The following is a 16,620-nucleotide window of genomic DNA, read 5'->3' as shown; positions in this document are numbered from 1 at the left end:
CAAAGATAGCGCGCTCCGCCATTTTTTTCAACTTAGCTAGTGAATCTATATCTAGAATTGAGGGTAACAAAATGAAACTAGAACAAAAACAAATTAAAAATGTTCGTCAAGCGACTTTGTTATCAATCATTCCGGGACTTGGTCAATTTTATAATAAGCAAAATTTTAAAGGGATTGTCTTTTTCGCACTATTTGCTTTGTTTATCATAGAATTTTTTGCAGTTGGGCTGAATGCACTGATTGGCCTTGTAACACTTGGATCTGTACCAGGTGTAGACCATTCCTTATTTTTAATGATTGAAGGTACTTTACAATTAATTGTGACATTACTATTTATAGGCTTTTGGTTTATAAATATTTTCGATGCAAGACGCGTGGCTATGCAGTGGAACCTAGGTGAAACTGTTAACCGTTCCGCTCTTGCTATTATAAAAAATATGCTCGACAAAGGTTTCCCGTACTTACTTACATTACCTGCATACTTAGTCATGACTTTTGTTATTATTTTCCCAGTTCTTGTTACTCTTTTCATGGCATTTACCAACTACGATTTTTACCATATTCCGCCAGCGAACTTAATTGACTGGGTTGGATTTAAGAACTTCTTTAATATTTTCTTCCTAAGTTCGTATCGCGACACGTTCCTAAGTGTATTTTCTTGGACACTTGTTTGGACGATTTGTGCGACTTCCTTGCAAATTGTTGTCGGGGTGTTCACAGCGATTGTTGCGAACCAAAGCTTTATTAAAGGGAAACGTCTTTTCGGAGTAGTTTTCTTACTTCCTTGGGCGGTACCAGCTTTTATTACAATTATGAGTTTTTCCAATATGTTTAACGACAGTATTGGAGCAATCAACTCACAAGTCATTCCGTTACTGAATCATCTTCCATTTGTTGATATCAATGCGATTGCTTGGAAAACAGATCCTTTCTGGACAAAAGTGGCGCTAATAAGCATTCAAGGGTGGCTTGGTTTCCCGTATATTTATGTCATGGTAACAGGTGTTCTTCAAGCGATTCCAGGCGAACTTTACGAAGCAGCTAGAATCGATGGAGCGAGCGCAATACAACGTTTCCGTAAAATTACATTACCGATGATTTTATTTGTGACAGCACCTGTATTTATTACGCAATATACGTTTAACTTTAATAACTTTTCGATTATTTACTTATTCAATGAAGGTGGTCCCGGAAGTGTCGGAGCAGGCGCTGGATCGACCGATATTTTAATTTCATGGATTTATAAACTAACAACTGGTACTTCGCCGCAATACGCTGTAGCCGCTGCTGTGACGTTACTTATCTCAATTATCGTTATCACGGTTTCGATGATTGCCTTTAAGAAAACGAATGCCTTTGGGAACGAGGAGATGATGTAAATGAGAGACTTTATGAAAGATCAGCGGACAACAAAGTTTTTAACACAGTTTTTCACGTATTTATTTTTAACCGTGCTAACGATTATTATTTTGTATCCGATTCTAATCACAGCATCTTCTGCCTTCAAACCAGGGAATATCGCGGCATTTACGCTTGAGTGGTCGGATAGCTGGACGCTGAATAACTTTACTAGACTATTTAATGAAACATTGTATCTTGATTGGTATAAAAATACACTGATTATCGCGGTTGTAACAATGATTATGCAAGTAACGATTGTGACGCTTGCTGGTTATACATATAGCCGTTACCGTTTTAAAGGACGTAAAAATAGTTTGGTGTTTTTCTTAATTATTCAAATGGTGCCAACAATGGCGGCTTTAACAGCTTTCTACGTGTTAGCAATGCTACTTGGCGCACTTGATCAATATTGGTTCTTAACATTGATTTACATCGGTGGCGGTATCCCGATGAACACTTGGCTGATGAAGGGATATTTCGATACAGTACCACGGGATTTAGATGAATCCGCAAAACTTGATGGTGCAGGACATTTCCGGATTTTCGCTCAAATCATCTTACCACTTGTAAGACCGATGATTGCGGTTCAAGCTTTATGGGCATTTATGGGACCATTCGGAGATTTCTTACTTGCTAAATTCCTACTAAGAACTCCAGAAAACTTAACGATAGCTGTTGGACTTCAAACATTTATCGCTAACCCGCAACAACAAAAAGTAGCATTATTCGCAGCAGGAGCAATTCTAGCCGCGCTACCAATTTGTTTACTGTTCTTCTTCTTACAAAAGAATTTTGTTTCTGGCTTAACTGCTGGTGGAACAAAAGGATAATTGATTTTTAAAAAGGCTGTGATACCAATGAAAAAAGTTCCGTTTATCATTCAATATGTAAAAAGTACACTTGGACCAAATGCGATTTTTGAAGGTCGGAAAGTACTGAAATTCTGGCAAATGGTTATCGTGTTTATTTTCTTAAATGCGCTCCTATTACTACCTGTATCAGCACATTTTGCTAATCAGTCGAGTTTTGATTTACCAAGTTTAATGCCGGAAATGGCGACTCTTGGTACAAATCAATTCGCGACGGAACTTAGTGGTCTTTCGCTCGAAAACGGAGAATTAACTGACAAAAATGCGCATATCGTCGAAAAATCGGCTAATGGCGTGGCTGGTGTAAATTTAACGAAGGCAGAACTTGTCGGAGCTAAAAATATCATTAATTTCAAAGACCGAGAAATGACGCTTACAGATGCAAGTGGCTACACATTTGAAGTGAGCTATCCAAAAGATGCCACATTAAGTGAGATCACTTCTGGTGAATCGCTAGTAGACTGGGTTTCGGCGCAGTGGTACTTAGAGAATCAAGCATTTGTTTTCTTATCAATGGTGCTGATGATTGGCTCAATTATTTTCGTTAGCTCGCTGATGTTAGCTATTTTCACGACACTTTTCATTTGGATGACAAAACGGAGCAGTTTTTCTCGTATTGCTTCCTTTAAAGAATCATTTAATTTAACGCTAAATGCACTGGGAATTCCAGTGATTGCGGCTTGTATTATCGGTTTTATCTACTTTGATATTACGATTATTATGGCTGTTCAGTCGCTCGGAATGGTGTTAATGATAGCATGGACATTTTTAAAGACAAGATTTTATAAGACTAGTGAAAAAAGTATGGCTGCTAGTCGCTAATTAGGAGGTTTTAGTATGGCACAGAAGCAATTATTTGAAATCGAACCATGGACATTACGGACAACCAAACTAGATAAAGAAAATAAACGTTTGCAAGAAAGCCTAACTTCACTCGGTAATGGATACATGGGGATGCGCGGGAATTTTGAAGAAGGATACTCCGGCGACGGCCATATTGGAACTTATTATGCAGGCGTGTGGTTTCCAGATAAAACAAGAGTTGGTTGGTGGAAAAATGGCTACCCAGATTATTTTGGAAAAGTCATAAATGGACTTAATTTTATCGGGATTGAAGTACGTCTTGACGGTGAAAAACTCGATTTATTTGTAGATGAAGTAAGCGATTTTGAACTTGTGCTTGATATGGAAAAAGGCGTGTTAAGACGCCAGTTCACAGTAGTTAAAAATAATAAGACGTTTCGAATTTCAGCGGAACGATTTCTAAGTGTAGCTACGAAAGAACTTGCAGTAATTCGCTATCATGTAGAAGCTTTAAATGCGGCAAAAGTAGAATTAACGTCCTTTTTAGATGGTAATGTGCAAAATGAAGATGCCAACTACGAAGAAATGTTTTGGCAAGAAGTTGCAGAATCTTCCTCAGAAAGTCGCGGCTCACTTGTAACTAAAACAATTCCAAATAACTTTGGTACACCGCGCTTCACCGTTTCTGCAGTAATGGAAAATAAGACTAATACGGCAAATGAAACAAACCAAACAAAAACACTTTATGCGGAAAATCGCTATCAATTTGATTTAAAAGAAAATGAAGTAGCGCAAATTGAAAAACGAGTAGTAATCACAACTTCCCGTGATTTTGAGGAAAGTGAACTTCTTCAAGCCGGAGAGGAAATCTTAAAAAATATAGCAACAAAAACATATGAAGAACTTTTAGAAGCGCATATCGCAGGATGGCGCGAACGCTGGGATAAAGCAGATGTGGAAATAGCAGGAGATGATTCCGCTCAACAAGGCATTCGCTTTAACATTTTCCAATTATTTGCGACGTACTACGGGGAAGATGCTAGATTAAATATTGGTCCTAAAGGTTTCACCGGAGAAAAATACGGCGGGGCGACTTACTGGGATACAGAAGCATTTGCTCTACCAATGTATTTATCACTAACAGATAAGTCGGTTAGCCATAACTTACTTAAATATCGCCATAATCAATTAGATGGTGCCAAAATCAATGCGGAGAAAATCGGCTTAGGTGGCGCACTTTATCCGATGGTAACTTTTACAGGAGTAGAGTGCCACAATGAATGGGAAATTACCTTTGAAGAGATTCACCGAAATGGCGCGATTGCCTACGCGATTTATAACTATACGAACTACACTGGTGATGACTCTTATTTAAAAACAGATGGTATCGAAGTGTTAACTGAAATTACTCGTTTTTGGGCTGATCGAGTGCATTTATCGGATCGCTTAGATAAATATATGATTCACGGTGTTACTGGACCAAATGAATACGATAATAATGTTAGCAATAACTGGTATACCAACTATATTGCAGCTTGGACTATTCGATATACGCTAGAGAATTTAGATGTAGAAGCGAAAAAACGTTTAGGTGTGACCGAGTACGAAATCGCCAAATGGGAAGACATCGAGCACCGCATGTACTATCCTTTTGACGAAAAATGGCAGATTTTTGTGCAACACGATACATTTTTAGACAAAGAGTTACGTTCCACTGATACGTTAAAACCAGAGGATATGCCAATTAATCAAAACTGGTCTTGGGATAAAATTTTACGGTCTTGCTTCATTAAACAAGCAGATGTACTTCAAGGTTTATATTTATTCTATGATGACTTTGATTTTGATACAAAACAACGCAACTTTGAATTTTATGAACCGTTAACTGTACATGAATCAAGTTTGTCACCAGCTGTTCATGCGGTGTTAGCTGCGGAACTTGGTAAATATGATAAAGCTGTAGAACTTTATAAGCGCACAGCAAGACTTGACCTAGATAATATTAACAATGATACAGAAGATGGCCTCCACATTACATCAATGGCAGGAAGCTGGTTATCCATTGTACAAGGTTTTGCCGGAATGCGAGTAACATCAGGTGAGTTAAGTTTTGCGCCATTTTTACCTAATGGATGGGACAACTACCGTTTCAAAATTAACTTCCGCGACCGCTTATTAGAAGTGAAAGTAGAAGTAGGACAAGTAACTGTTAAATTATGTCACGGAGAACCAATTCATTTAGAAATGTATAAGAAAAAATATTTGCTGGAAACGGCTGTAACAGTAGAAATATAACCAAAAATAAACTTGTCAAAAACAATGAAAACTGTTTTTGGCAAGTTTTTTCTTTAACAAATCTTTCCAATTTTTAGCGGGATGATTGCTTTTTCCGCCTGCACTCTTATGCTATAATAAAGAAAGTGAACCATGTGATCATAAATGGTTTTCAAGAGGCACGGAGGTGAAGTGATGGATTTTTCCAATATGTCGATATTGCATTATCTAGCAAATATTGTAGATATTCTTGTCGTATGGTTTGTAATTTATAAAGTGATCATGTTAATCCGAGGTACGAAAGCAGTACAATTATTAAAAGGTATTTTTATTATCATTGCAGTTAAATTATTAAGCGGATTTTTTGGTCTCCAAACAGTAGAATGGATTACGGATCAGATGCTTACTTGGGGATTCCTTGCAATTATAATTATCTTCCAACCGGAATTACGCCGTGCTTTAGAGACACTTGGTCGAGGCAATATTTTTACTCGTTACGGTTCTAGAATTGAGCGAGAGCAACACCATCTGATTGAATCTATTGAAAAATCTACCCAATATATGGCGAAACGTCGTATTGGTGCGCTAATTTCAGTAGCACGCGATACCGGAATGGATGATTATATCGAAACCGGAATTCCACTCAATGCAAAAATTTCTTCTCAATTATTAATTAATATTTTTATTCCAAATACGCCGCTTCATGATGGTGCGGTAATTATCAAAGGAAATGAGATTGCATCAGCAGCAAGTTATTTACCACTTTCTGACAGTCCATTTTTATCCAAAGAACTTGGGACGCGTCACCGGGCTGCTCTAGGGATTAGTGAAGTGACAGACAGTATTACAATTGTTGTCTCCGAAGAAACAGGCGGAATTTCCCTTACTAAAGGCGGAGAACTTTTCCGTGATGTTTCAGAAGAAGAGTTACATAAAATTCTTCTAAAAGAGCTTGTCACAGTAACGCAAAAGAAACCTTCTATCTTTTCTAAATGGAAAGGAGGCAAAAGCGAATGATGGATCGAATTTTAAATAATAAATGGTCGATTCGGATTATAGCCTTGTTACTCGCAGCCATCCTTTTTACGTCAGTTAATGCAAATAATAATAACGCCACCACTTTTTCAACGACTTCTTCAAGTGATTCTGAGGTCATTGAGAATGTTCCTGTCAAAGTATATTATGATAAAACGAATTTATACATTTCAGGCATTCCAGAAACAGTCACTGTTACGCTTTCAGGGCCAAGAAGTATCGTTCAATCTGCTAAAGCACAACAAGATTTCACCGTATACGCAGATTTGAAAAATGCATCGATTGGAACGCAGGAAGTTAAACTCCAAGTAAAAGACGTATCTGACCGACTTAAAGTTAAAGTCAATCCAGCTACTGTTAACGTAAATGTTCAAGAAAAAGTAACGAAGAAATTCTCTGTAGATGTAGAGTTAAGTAAATCTGTTATTGCAGATGGTTATCAAGCAGGAACGCCGATTATCGATCCTAAAAAAGTTTCCATTACAGGTGCAAAAGACACGATCGAACAAATCGCTTATGTCAAAGCGACCCTCGAAAGTGATGGAAAACATAAATCGGAATTTACCGACAAGGCGACAGTATCCGTTTTTGATAGTAACCTGAATAAGCTGGATGTAGAGGTCAGTCCGCAAGAGGTTGAAGTGACCGTGCCGGTTGAGAAAGTCGGGAAATCAGTACCGGTTAAAATCAAGCAAGAAGGAACACCAGAAAGCGATATAGAGATTTCAAGCATGACACCTGATAAATCAGAAGTGGTTGTCGTAGGTGACGATGCGGTCCTTGACAAGATTAAAGAGATTGAAATCCCAATTGATGTTACAAAAATAAAAGCAGATACGGTCAAAGAAATTACTGTACCAGTCCCAACAGGCGCTAAATCAGTACAACCTACGACCATTGAGGTTAAAATAAAAACCGTAAAAAAGTCTGAAGCAAATAATGGAGCGACCACATCAAATAATAATCAAAACACAGAAGCAAATAATAACGATGCGACGGATGATTCTGAAACGAATGATTCCAAAACATCAAAATCTTTTTCTAATATGCAAGTATATATGAGTGGTCTGAAAAATACTTTCGATGCCCAGATGTTAACGCCAGCAAATGGCAAAGTTTCTGTAACCATCACCGGGGAGAAAAAAGTATTAGATGACATAACCGCAAAAGATTTAAGCGTTATTGCTAACCTTAGTAAAAGTAAAGCTGGCAGTTACAGCATTCCACTAGAACTAAACGGTTTACCCGATAACGTGGCTTATGTCATCAATCCTAAAAAAGCTGATTTTATTATTACCGAAAAAGAAGCACAAAATACAGTGCCTTCCAAAAACACATAAACCTGAGGAGTGTGGGGCCAGCGTGTCTCATACTCCTGCTTTTTTACAAAAGCTTCATATACATAGAATAGTTTGAAAAGTTACTAATGCCAACGTTTTATTATAGAGAGATGAAATTTTTTCTTAAAAAAGGTATAATAACAAATGTATGGTTGAGACTTAACAAAAAATAGAACCAGCATTTGAAAAAAAGTAAAACTAAAACGACAAACAAAAATCATTTAGATAATGAATGACTTAGAAGGAGAGTAATAAAATGGGTAAATATTTTGGTACGGATGGAGTTAGAGGGGTTGCAAACTCAGAATTAACACCAGAACTTGCATTCAGATTAGGTCGAATGGGTGGGTATGTTTTAACTCGTCACGTTGGTGAACACCCGCGCGTTCTTGTTGCTCGTGATACACGTATATCTGGAGAAATGCTTGAATCCGCTTTAATTGCAGGACTTGTATCTGTAGGAATTGAAGTTATGCGTTTAGGTGTCATTTCAACTCCTGGTGTCGCTTATTTAACAAAAGCGCAAGGAGCTTCTGCCAGCGTCATGATTTCTGCAAGCCATAATCCAGTAGATGATAATGGAATTAAGTTCTTCGGTTCAGACGGCTTTAAACTGTCAGACGATCAAGAAGAAGAAATTGAACAATTACTTGATACAGCAGAGGATACACTACCTCGTCCAAGCGGTGAAGGTCTAGGAACAGTTAGCGATTACTTTGAAGGTAAACAAAAATATATTCAATACTTAAAACAAACAATCGAGAATGACTTCAATGGTTATCATATTGCGTTAGACTGTGCAAATGGAGCAACTTCTGGCTTAGCAACACATTTATTTGCTGATTTAGATGCTGATATTAGCTCAATGGGTGCTTCTCCAAACGGTTTAAATATTAATGACGGTGTTGGCTCTACACATCCAGAAGCCTTAGCTGCATTTGTATTAGATAAAAAAGCAGATGTTGGTTTAGCCTTTGATGGTGACGGAGACCGCGTGATTGCAATTGATGAAATCGGTCAAATTGTCGATGGCGATAAAATTATGTTTATTTGCGCGAAATACTTACGTGAACAAGGTCTATTAAATAGTAATACAATCGTTTCCACTGTTATGAGTAACTTAGGCTTCTATAAAGGCTTAAGAGAACTTGAAATTGAAGATGTTCAAACAGCTGTTGGTGACCGTTATGTTGTAGAAGCAATGCGAGAAGGTAATTATAACCTTGGCGGAGAACAATCTGGTCATATTATTTTCCTAGATCATAATACAACTGGTGATGGCCTGCTTTCCGGAATTCAATTAATTAACGTTATGAAAGCAACTGGGAAAAAATTATCTGAACTTGCTTCAGAAATGAAAACATTCCCGCAAAAACTGGAAAATATCCGTGTAAGTGATAAAAATCATGTAACAGATAATCCAAAAGTAAGTAAAGTAATTAGTGAAGTTGAAGCTGAAATGGCTGGAAATGGTCGCGTGCTTGTTCGTCCATCTGGTACAGAACCATTAGTAAGAGTCATGGTGGAAGCTGCGACAAAAGAAGCAACAGACGAATATTGTGAACGTATTTCAGCGGTTGTTCGTTCAGAAATGGCACTTAACGATTAAAACTACAAACAAAAAATCCTGATGATATAAACTTCATCAGGATTTTATTTCTTTCGAAAGAATGATTTGGTCTACGCAAAGAATACCGTTTTCGACAATGGTTTGCCCTTTATAATGTTCTATAAAATAATTTGGAACAATTTGTTGCATCCGAAAGCCGTTTTTTTGATAAAAAGCAAGTTGGTCAATACTTGAATTACCTGTTTTAACAATGATTTCAGTGAAGTTGTTTTGTAAAGCATAATCAAACGCTTTTTCAAGGAGTATTTTACCAATTCCTTGATTTCTCTGGGTAGGTAGAACAGCAACATTCATAATTTCAAGTTGCTTATTATTTAATGGAAGCAAGCAAACGACGCCGATTGTTTTATCGGTATCATTTAGTTGGAAAACGCGTGATTTATCAAGGTATTTCGCAATTTGGTCTTCACTCGGATCAGCTTCTAGTAATAGTTCTAGTGGGGCAGGTTGTGTTTTATCCCAAATGGTCCAGTTCATTTTTATCACCTCGGTTTTAGAGTAACATGGGAAAACTTAAATAGGAAGGGAAGTGGGCAAATTGCCTGAAAAATTAAGAGGAATATGTGGTAGTTTGCTAATTGCGCTAGGTGTGACTCAACTTTACAGCTTTGTAAGCGCCATGGTTGGATATTTTAGTGCAGAGAAAGATAGCTTTACATTTGTTTGGAATTATTGGATGTTACTTATTTTTGGTTTAGCATTATTTATTGTTGGTTTTGGTCTCATTAAAAGAGAGAAGCTTCGATTAGTAAGTATTATTTTAATCAGTTGTTTTGCTTTATTTCAAGCGTTTTCGGTGTATTATTACCAACTAAGAATTTTTGCGAAATTGGAATATGCGCAGCCGTTTGAGTGGTCAGGAACGTTACTAGTTATCAGTAGTATTTTAGTGTTAATCGCGTTATTAATTGGCCCGAAATTCTCTTTAAAAGAGGGAAGCGAAGATCAGTCTTGGAAAAATAAATGGCGTTACGCAGCTGGCTTTTTCGCGATTATTGGTGCTGTTACGGCAATTTTTGCAGCTGTAACGATTTTTAAACAACTACATTCGGACAGTATTAAAGAAGGCTATTTATTTACAACTTCACTTGATGCTTACTTTGCTTGTTTTGTAGCCGTGATTTTCTTGGTTATAGCAGTACTGGCATGGCGTAAAGTCTCGCTGTTATTAATTGGAATTCTTATGGGAGCAGCTTTCATTTTACTTACGAATTATTTATCTGTAACAAACTGGATTGATTTTGCAAAAGAAAATTTATCAATTACGTTTGGTAGTAATGAAAGACAAGTATTTGGAATGCAATTTTTAATGGGAGCATCCGCTTTTCTCTCTAGTATCTTTGCTTATATCGCAAAAAAGTCCTCTAAATAATTAGAGGACTTTTTTTATTATTTTTTACCGAAAACAATGTTCGTATAGCTATTTAGAGTGACAAAGTAATACACAATGTACATTAATGTGTAGACACCGGTAGAAATCACAACTGGGAGTGTTAAATCTAGTGCCAGCATATGTGAAAGTCCGATAAGGGCAAAACTACTGTGCGCAATTCCGATAACTAATGGAATCAAGAAGACTACGAGTAATTGTTTAGCAAGAATTTTGCGGATGTCTTTTTTAGTAAGACCAATTTTCTTCAAGATGTCAAATGTACCGATGTCGTTATATGCTTCTGTAAGCTGTTTGAAGTAGATAATACTTCCTGTCGCTGCTAGGAAAACAAAACCGATAAACATACCGATAAATAGCAGTACACCGGTTACTGTGATGATTTGTTGATAAGTAGCTGCGTAAGAAATGAGATTACTATCTTTTGGAACTAGTGACTGCATTTTTTTATCTAAATCTTGAGCTTGTTTTGCATCTTTTACAGTAATAGATTCAACTGTTTGAGATGGGATATTCTTATCAGTCCCTATCATGGCAACTCTTTCATCAGGAAGAACGAGTAAGCCCATAACGGAAGCAATTGGTGAATTTTGAACAACTGATTTAATTTCAACATTTGGTTTGCTTGGTGAAGCTAATGTATATTTTTCGCCAATCATTTGTTTTTGCGCTTTTTCATCATAAGTGACTGAAAGTACCATTTGTGCTTCATTTGCTTTTAAATTAGCTGCATTTTCTGGGTTGCCTTGTTTTTTAACAAGTGAATTATATTCAGATTGAGAAATAACAGGGAACCCTTCATTTATATCATATTCTACAAAGTCTGGTCGAGTTCCTTCTGCCTTGACAGTGTAGTAAGTGCTCTTTTGTTCGTACTCAACTGGGTGATCAGAGTCACTTTCAGCTGTTTTCACGATTTTATCATTTAGTGCTTTGTCTGATGGAACTTGATACTCAAAACTTGATGGTGCAGAAGTGTTTGCTGATGTATTTGCTTGATAGTATATACTGCTTATCGTTCCAATAGCAGACAAGGTCGTTGCACTTAAAATAGAGATAATAATTAATGTTTTTGCATTGGATGAAATTCTAAAGTTCAACTGAGAGGTAGAAATGATATTACTACCTTTATAAAAAATCCGTTTGTTGTTTCTTAGCTTTGTAAGTAAATATGGTAAGAAAAAGGTAATAAACAAAGACGTACCAATAATTACTGAAGCTAAAATGACAAGCGCTCCGATAGAAAAACCTAATTGTGCCCATAATGAATTTTTAGAATCAAGCGGTTGCCCAGCGATGAAGTAACCAAGTGCGATTAATACGATAGAAAGTAGCGCCAAAATAAAAGAAGGTTTTGGGCTTTTTTCACGTTTTGATTCGGATTGGAATAAGTCTAGCAATGTTGTACGATAGATAATTCGGTAGCCTGTAAAAGAAGTAAACAAAGTAATGATAATAAAAACAATACTTGTTTGTAAAACAGCTCCCCATGAAAAGGCAAAACCGCCAATGCTATCGAGATTAATTAAGTTAAGTAAGATCGTTACGAAAATTTTCGAAAGCAGTGTACCAGCCAAAATACCAATTACTAATGCGCCAAGACCCATAATGAAATTTTCATAAAATAACATCCGACCAATTTCTTTTTTACGAAGGCCGAGTAAAGAATAAAGACCGATTTCTTTTTTCCGTTTTCTTGTGAAGAAGTTGTTGGAATAAAGAATGAAAATTGCTACAAATATAAGCAAAATGATAGACGAGCTAGAAAACGCGGTTGATAACTTAGAAGATTGGTCAATTCTAGCTACGACTGATGGATCCTTCGAAAGAACAAGGAAGGTAAAATAAATCATAATACTGAAAATCATCGATGCGAAATATAAAAAGTAATGTACGAAATTATGTCTAATATTTTTCTTCGCTAAATCAAATAACGTCATCTGTGTCGCCCCCCAGTTTTGCAAGGACGTCTAGAATTTTTTGGAAGAACTCCTTACGCGTTTTTGTTCCACGATAGATTTCTGTATATAATTCTCCGTCTTTAATAAATAAAATTCGTTTGCAGAAACTTGCTGCAAATGCATCGTGTGTAACCATCATAATAGTAGCTTTGTCTTGTTCATTTAAGTCACGTAAGCTTTCAAGTAAGTTGGTTGCAGATTTGGAATCAAGTGCTCCAGTTGGCTCATCCGCAAAAATCAAACTTGGTGAAGTAATAATTGCGCGAGAGGCAGCTGTACGTTGTTTTTGACCACCAGAGATTTCACTTGGGTATTTATCAAGAATTTCTGTAATACCGAATTTTTCACTAATATTTGCTAATTTCTTTTCCATTTCTTTGACTGGGCGTTTTGCTAGTGCAAGCGGAAGGATAATATTTTCACGGATTGTGAGAGTATCTAGTAAGTTGTAATCTTGGAAAATAAAACCTAGTTTATCGCGGCGGAAAGTAGACATTTGTTGTTCATTCATGTTTTCAAGTTCTTGTCCGGAAATCATAATCTCACCAGAAGTTGGCTTATCAATAGTAGATAAAACGTTAAGTAAAGTAGACTTACCTGCCCCAGAAGGACCCATAATACCTGTAAATTCGCCTTCTTTAATATCAATACTGATATTTTCAAGTGCAGTATACACATTTCCTTTGCTTCCATAAATTTTTCTTACATTTTTTGCTTGTAGAACTGTCTCCATTATTTTCTCTCCTTAAAACTAGATTCATTTAGTATATGTATCATTCTATCGTTTAAAAAGGAGTGGTTCCATCGTATCAAATGACAATTACGGAAGATATCCTTACAAAATTGTTAGTTTTGTGAAATAAAAAACTGGAATTCGTTTCAATAAATCTTTGAAAAAAGACTTATTAAAGGGAATTCCAGCTTGTATTTGCTTAAATTGTAAATAATTTGGAGAGATTTTCGGATGGTAGAAGGTTTCCGATGAAGAAGGAACCAAACTCAGCATAACGCGCACTTGCTTCATCAAAACGCATTTCTGTCACGATTCGTTTGAATTCTAGTGCATCGTCTGAAAATAAGGTCACACCCCATTCGTAGTCATCAAAACCGATGGAGCCACCGATAATCTGTTGTACTTTTCCAGCATAGCTTCTGCCAATAAGACCGTGATCGCGGATAAGTTTTTGGCGTTCTTCCATTGGAAGCATATACCAATTATCAGCGCCGTCACGTTTTTTACTCATAGGATAGAAGCAAATGTGTTTTTTAGGCGGAAGAGCTGGGTAAAGTCTCGCACGAACGCCTTTATTTTGGTAAGGATCTTCGCCGCCAGCCATATGAGATGCAAGATAGTTACTTAATTCCACAACAGATATGTAGGAATACGTTGGTAATAAGTAGTCGGCAATGGCTAATTTATTAAAACGGTTTTCGACTTCATTTAATGCCTCTAAGGAATCGCGTAAAGTGAAGAATACTAAATCCGCTTTTTGACCAAGAATGCTGTAAATGGTATGTTCACCTTCACCGATATTTTTTGTAATTTCCATATCGCTTAAAAAGTGGCTTAGCTCATTTAACATAAGTTCTTGATTTCCTGGATTTAATTCACGCCACGCTGCCCAGTCAATCGAACGAAAATCATGTAGACAAAACCATCCATCTAAAGTTTTTACTGCTTCATTCATTATGTATCACTCCTTGTTTAGAATATCACTAACTAGAGTGTAACATATCGGAAGTGGTTCGTCCGTTTCGCTGTTTGTGAAATTAGGTTTCAAAAGGGCGGTACTTTTTGCGTAAACTTTGCTGGCTTTCTAACCGAAGTTCAATATCTATTCGGTGAAAAAGAACCATATTTCCTTTTTTTGTAAACGGGAGTAAATCACGTTTTGCTAAGGAAAGGAGAGCTTGCTTAGATATGCCTAAGTAAGTCGCGGCTTCATTTGTAGTCAGGAAGTTTTCTTCTAGCCATTTAAAATCTATTTGTTGTTGGCGCACATCTTTTCACCTCTTTTTCTTTAAGTGTAGAAAATATCTGATAGAAATACAAGAGAAAACATTAACAATTGCTGAAAAACAAGCTATACTTTAACTAAATGATAAATCTAGGAGGTACAAATATGAATGACGTATTAACTTTACTCAGAAATCATCGTTCTTTTCGGAAATATAAACAGGGTATCGAAATTCCGGAAGAAAAGCTCGATGCTATTATTCGAGCAGCTCAAGCAGCCCCGTCGTGGATTAATGGACAGCATTATTCCATTATTGCGATTAAAGATCAAGATCGTAAAAACAAAATGGCAGAACTTTGCGGGAATCAACCATACATAGCTGAATGTTCGGTATTTCTTTGTTTTGTAGCAGATTTCCACCGTGTAAAAGTAGCAAGTGAGCTGCACGGCAAAAGTTTCCAAATTGCTAGTGAAGAAGATTTGTTGATGGTTGCAGCAACGGATATAGGTTTGTGTATGCAAAATGCTTTAACAGCCGCTGAGTCGCTTGATTATGGGACAATTTGTATTGGTGGTTTACGGAGAAATATTACAGCTACTTCTGAGTTTCTTGCTTTACCAAAATATGTCATGCCGGTCGTTGGGCTTTGTATCGGGGTTCCGGATGTAGAAGCTCCTGTAAAACCTCGCTTGCCGAAAGAAGCCGTTTATTTTGAAGAAACGTACCAAACTGATGTTATGCCTTTACTTGAAGCTTATGACCAAGAAATCATTCCTTTTTCTGAGCGGGAAGGTTTTGTGTCTTATACCGAACGTTTAGCAAAATTTTATGATAAGCCGTATTATCCGAATTTAACAGAACAAATAAAAGAAAGAGGCTTTTTAGGCGGAAAATAACTAGCATCTTAGCGGTTATTAGTATATACTTTTAAGTGACAAAACCCAGCAAAATCGCTGGAATGGAGGTAAGTGTATAATGAAAGAAGCATTATTTTTAAACCCTGTTTTTCAAGATCGAATTTGGGGTGGAACGAAATTACATGATTACTTTGGTTACGATATTCCGTCCAAAACGACCGGAGAAGACTGGGCGATTTCCGCTCATCCAAATGGTCCTTCTGTCATCAAAAACGGGGAATATAAAGGGAAAACTTTAGCTGAATTATGGCAAGAAAAACCAGAACTTTTTGGTAATCCGAAAGAAGCTGTTTTTCCACTACTTACAAAAATCTTGGATGCAAATACGGATCTTTCTGTACAAGTTCATCCAAATGACGAATATGCCAAAGTACATGAAAACGGTGAACTTGGTAAAACGGAATGCTGGTATATTATTGACTGTGCTCCGGGTGCGGAATTAATTTATGGACATAAAGCAGCAAGCAAAGAAGAATTCGCTAGCTGGGCAAAAAATGGCGAATGGGATAAATTGCTTCGTAAAGTAGCGATTAAACCGGGTGAATTTTATTACGTTCCAAGTGGCACGATTCATGCACTAGGTACTGGCACTTTAGTACTTGAAACGCAACAAAGCTCTGACACAACTTACCGCGTATATGACTATGACCGCAAAGACGCAGAAGGAAACTTGCGCGAACTTCATTTAGATAAAGCAATCGACGTTACAACTGCGCCACATGTGGATGCGAAGTTAGATATTAAAACAGAAACACGCGATGGTTTAACCGAAACTACTTTTGTATCGAATGACTTCTTTAGCGTTTATAAGTGGGAAGTGGATGGCACGGCTGAATTTGCGGCCAAAGCGCCTTACACGTTAGTGAGTATTTTAGACGGAGAAGCGGTACTTACGATTGATGGCAACGAACAGGCTATTAAAAAAGGAGATCATTTCGTTTTACCAAATGAAGTGAAATCTTGGAAAATAACTGGTAAAATCACAGCGATTGTTTCTACACCTCCTGTAAAATAACAAATAAGCAGAAATCTTTGTATAA

The 16,620-nt window shown here is 36.9% G+C and carries 15 protein-coding genes; 10 read left to right on the top strand and 5 right to left on the bottom strand.

The window, feature by feature from the left end; all coding sequences use genetic code 11:
• Nucleotides 1–71 precede the first annotated feature (71 nt).
• From PQQ29_RS10960 to glmM, 7 genes are all read left to right on the top strand, one after another.
• Nucleotides 72–1,379, top strand: a complete 1,308-nt coding sequence (locus tag PQQ29_RS10960; RefSeq protein WP_003767867.1) for a sugar ABC transporter permease — start codon at nucleotides 72–74, stop codon at nucleotides 1,377–1,379.
• Nucleotides 1,380–2,231 (top strand): sugar ABC transporter permease, encoded by an 852-nt coding sequence (locus PQQ29_RS10955; RefSeq protein ID WP_003763416.1) that lies wholly within the window; start codon nucleotides 1,380–1,382, stop codon nucleotides 2,229–2,231.
• Between the two features lie 27 nt (nucleotides 2,232–2,258).
• Nucleotides 2,259–3,092 (top strand): DUF1189 domain-containing protein, encoded by an 834-nt coding sequence (locus PQQ29_RS10950; protein WP_187983894.1) that lies wholly within the window; start codon nucleotides 2,259–2,261, stop codon nucleotides 3,090–3,092.
• A gap of 15 nt (nucleotides 3,093–3,107) precedes the next feature.
• A complete protein-coding gene (locus PQQ29_RS10945) occupies nucleotides 3,108–5,369 on the top strand; it encodes a glycoside hydrolase family 65 protein (RefSeq protein WP_185500981.1) in 2,262 nt (753 codons plus the stop codon).
• Between the two features lie 174 nt (nucleotides 5,370–5,543).
• A complete protein-coding gene (gene dacA / locus PQQ29_RS10940) occupies nucleotides 5,544–6,365 on the top strand; it encodes a diadenylate cyclase (RefSeq protein WP_003763411.1) in 822 nt (273 codons plus the stop codon).
• Nucleotides 6,365–7,723 carry a CdaR family protein gene (locus PQQ29_RS10935; RefSeq protein ID WP_010991076.1) on the top strand — a complete coding sequence of 453 codons (1,359 nt, stop codon included), beginning with the start codon at nucleotides 6,365–6,367 and terminating at the stop codon, nucleotides 7,721–7,723. Before dacA ends, PQQ29_RS10935 begins: the two co-directional genes overlap by 1 nt.
• Nucleotides 7,724–7,979: 256 nt before the next feature.
• Entirely contained in the window at nucleotides 7,980–9,332 is a 1,353-nt protein-coding gene (glmM, locus tag PQQ29_RS10930) for a phosphoglucosamine mutase (RefSeq protein WP_003763407.1), read from the top strand.
• 36 nt (nucleotides 9,333–9,368) lie between these two features.
• On the opposite strand, the gene PQQ29_RS10925 is transcribed toward glmM, so the two are convergent.
• On the bottom strand, nucleotides 9,369–9,830 hold the full coding sequence (locus PQQ29_RS10925) for a GNAT family N-acetyltransferase (RefSeq protein ID WP_187983895.1): 462 nt from the start codon (nucleotides 9,828–9,830) through the stop codon (nucleotides 9,369–9,371).
• Nucleotides 9,831–9,891: 61 nt separating this feature from the next.
• Between PQQ29_RS10925 and PQQ29_RS10920 the strand changes: the two genes are divergently transcribed.
• Nucleotides 9,892–10,725: a hypothetical protein gene (locus tag PQQ29_RS10920; protein ID WP_187983896.1), complete on the top strand. Its 834-nt coding sequence runs from the start codon at nucleotides 9,892–9,894 to the stop codon at nucleotides 10,723–10,725.
• A 17-nt stretch (nucleotides 10,726–10,742) separates the two neighbouring features.
• Here the strand turns inward: PQQ29_RS10920 and PQQ29_RS10915 are convergent, their stop codons facing one another.
• The 4 genes from PQQ29_RS10915 to PQQ29_RS10900 all read right to left on the bottom strand — a co-directional run bounded on the left by PQQ29_RS10915 (nucleotide 10,743) and on the right by PQQ29_RS10900 (nucleotide 14,705).
• Nucleotides 10,743–12,683, bottom strand: coding sequence for an ABC transporter permease (locus tag PQQ29_RS10915; protein ID WP_187983897.1), 1,941 nt, complete (start codon nucleotides 12,681–12,683; stop codon nucleotides 10,743–10,745).
• Nucleotides 12,670–13,437 (bottom strand): ABC transporter ATP-binding protein, encoded by a 768-nt coding sequence (locus PQQ29_RS10910; RefSeq protein WP_187983898.1) that lies wholly within the window; start codon nucleotides 13,435–13,437, stop codon nucleotides 12,670–12,672. Before PQQ29_RS10910 ends, PQQ29_RS10915 begins: the two co-directional genes overlap by 14 nt.
• A gap of 199 nt (nucleotides 13,438–13,636) precedes the next feature.
• Entirely contained in the window at nucleotides 13,637–14,392 is a 756-nt protein-coding gene (hemQ, locus tag PQQ29_RS10905) for a hydrogen peroxide-dependent heme synthase (protein ID WP_003763401.1), read from the bottom strand.
• Between the two features lie 82 nt (nucleotides 14,393–14,474).
• Complete coding sequence (locus PQQ29_RS10900; protein WP_045552854.1) at nucleotides 14,475–14,705, bottom strand: helix-turn-helix domain-containing protein; 231 nt, start codon at nucleotides 14,703–14,705, stop codon at nucleotides 14,475–14,477.
• 122 nt (nucleotides 14,706–14,827) lie between these two features.
• Between PQQ29_RS10900 and PQQ29_RS10895 the strand changes: the two genes are divergently transcribed.
• A complete protein-coding gene (locus PQQ29_RS10895; RefSeq protein ID WP_003763397.1) occupies nucleotides 14,828–15,559 on the top strand; it encodes an NADPH-dependent oxidoreductase in 732 nt (243 codons plus the stop codon).
• Between the two features lie 79 nt (nucleotides 15,560–15,638).
• Nucleotides 15,639–16,595 carry a mannose-6-phosphate isomerase, class I gene (gene manA, locus PQQ29_RS10890; RefSeq protein ID WP_185512917.1) on the top strand — a complete coding sequence of 319 codons (957 nt, stop codon included), beginning with the start codon at nucleotides 15,639–15,641 and terminating at the stop codon, nucleotides 16,593–16,595.
• Nucleotides 16,596–16,620: the final 25 nt, after the last annotated feature.

The sequence above is a fragment of the Listeria innocua genome (assembly GCF_028596125.1).
In the GTDB taxonomy this organism is placed as follows: Bacteria; Bacillota; Bacilli; order Lactobacillales; family Listeriaceae; genus Listeria; species Listeria innocua.
This window is presented reverse-complemented; position numbering and strand designations above follow the sequence as displayed.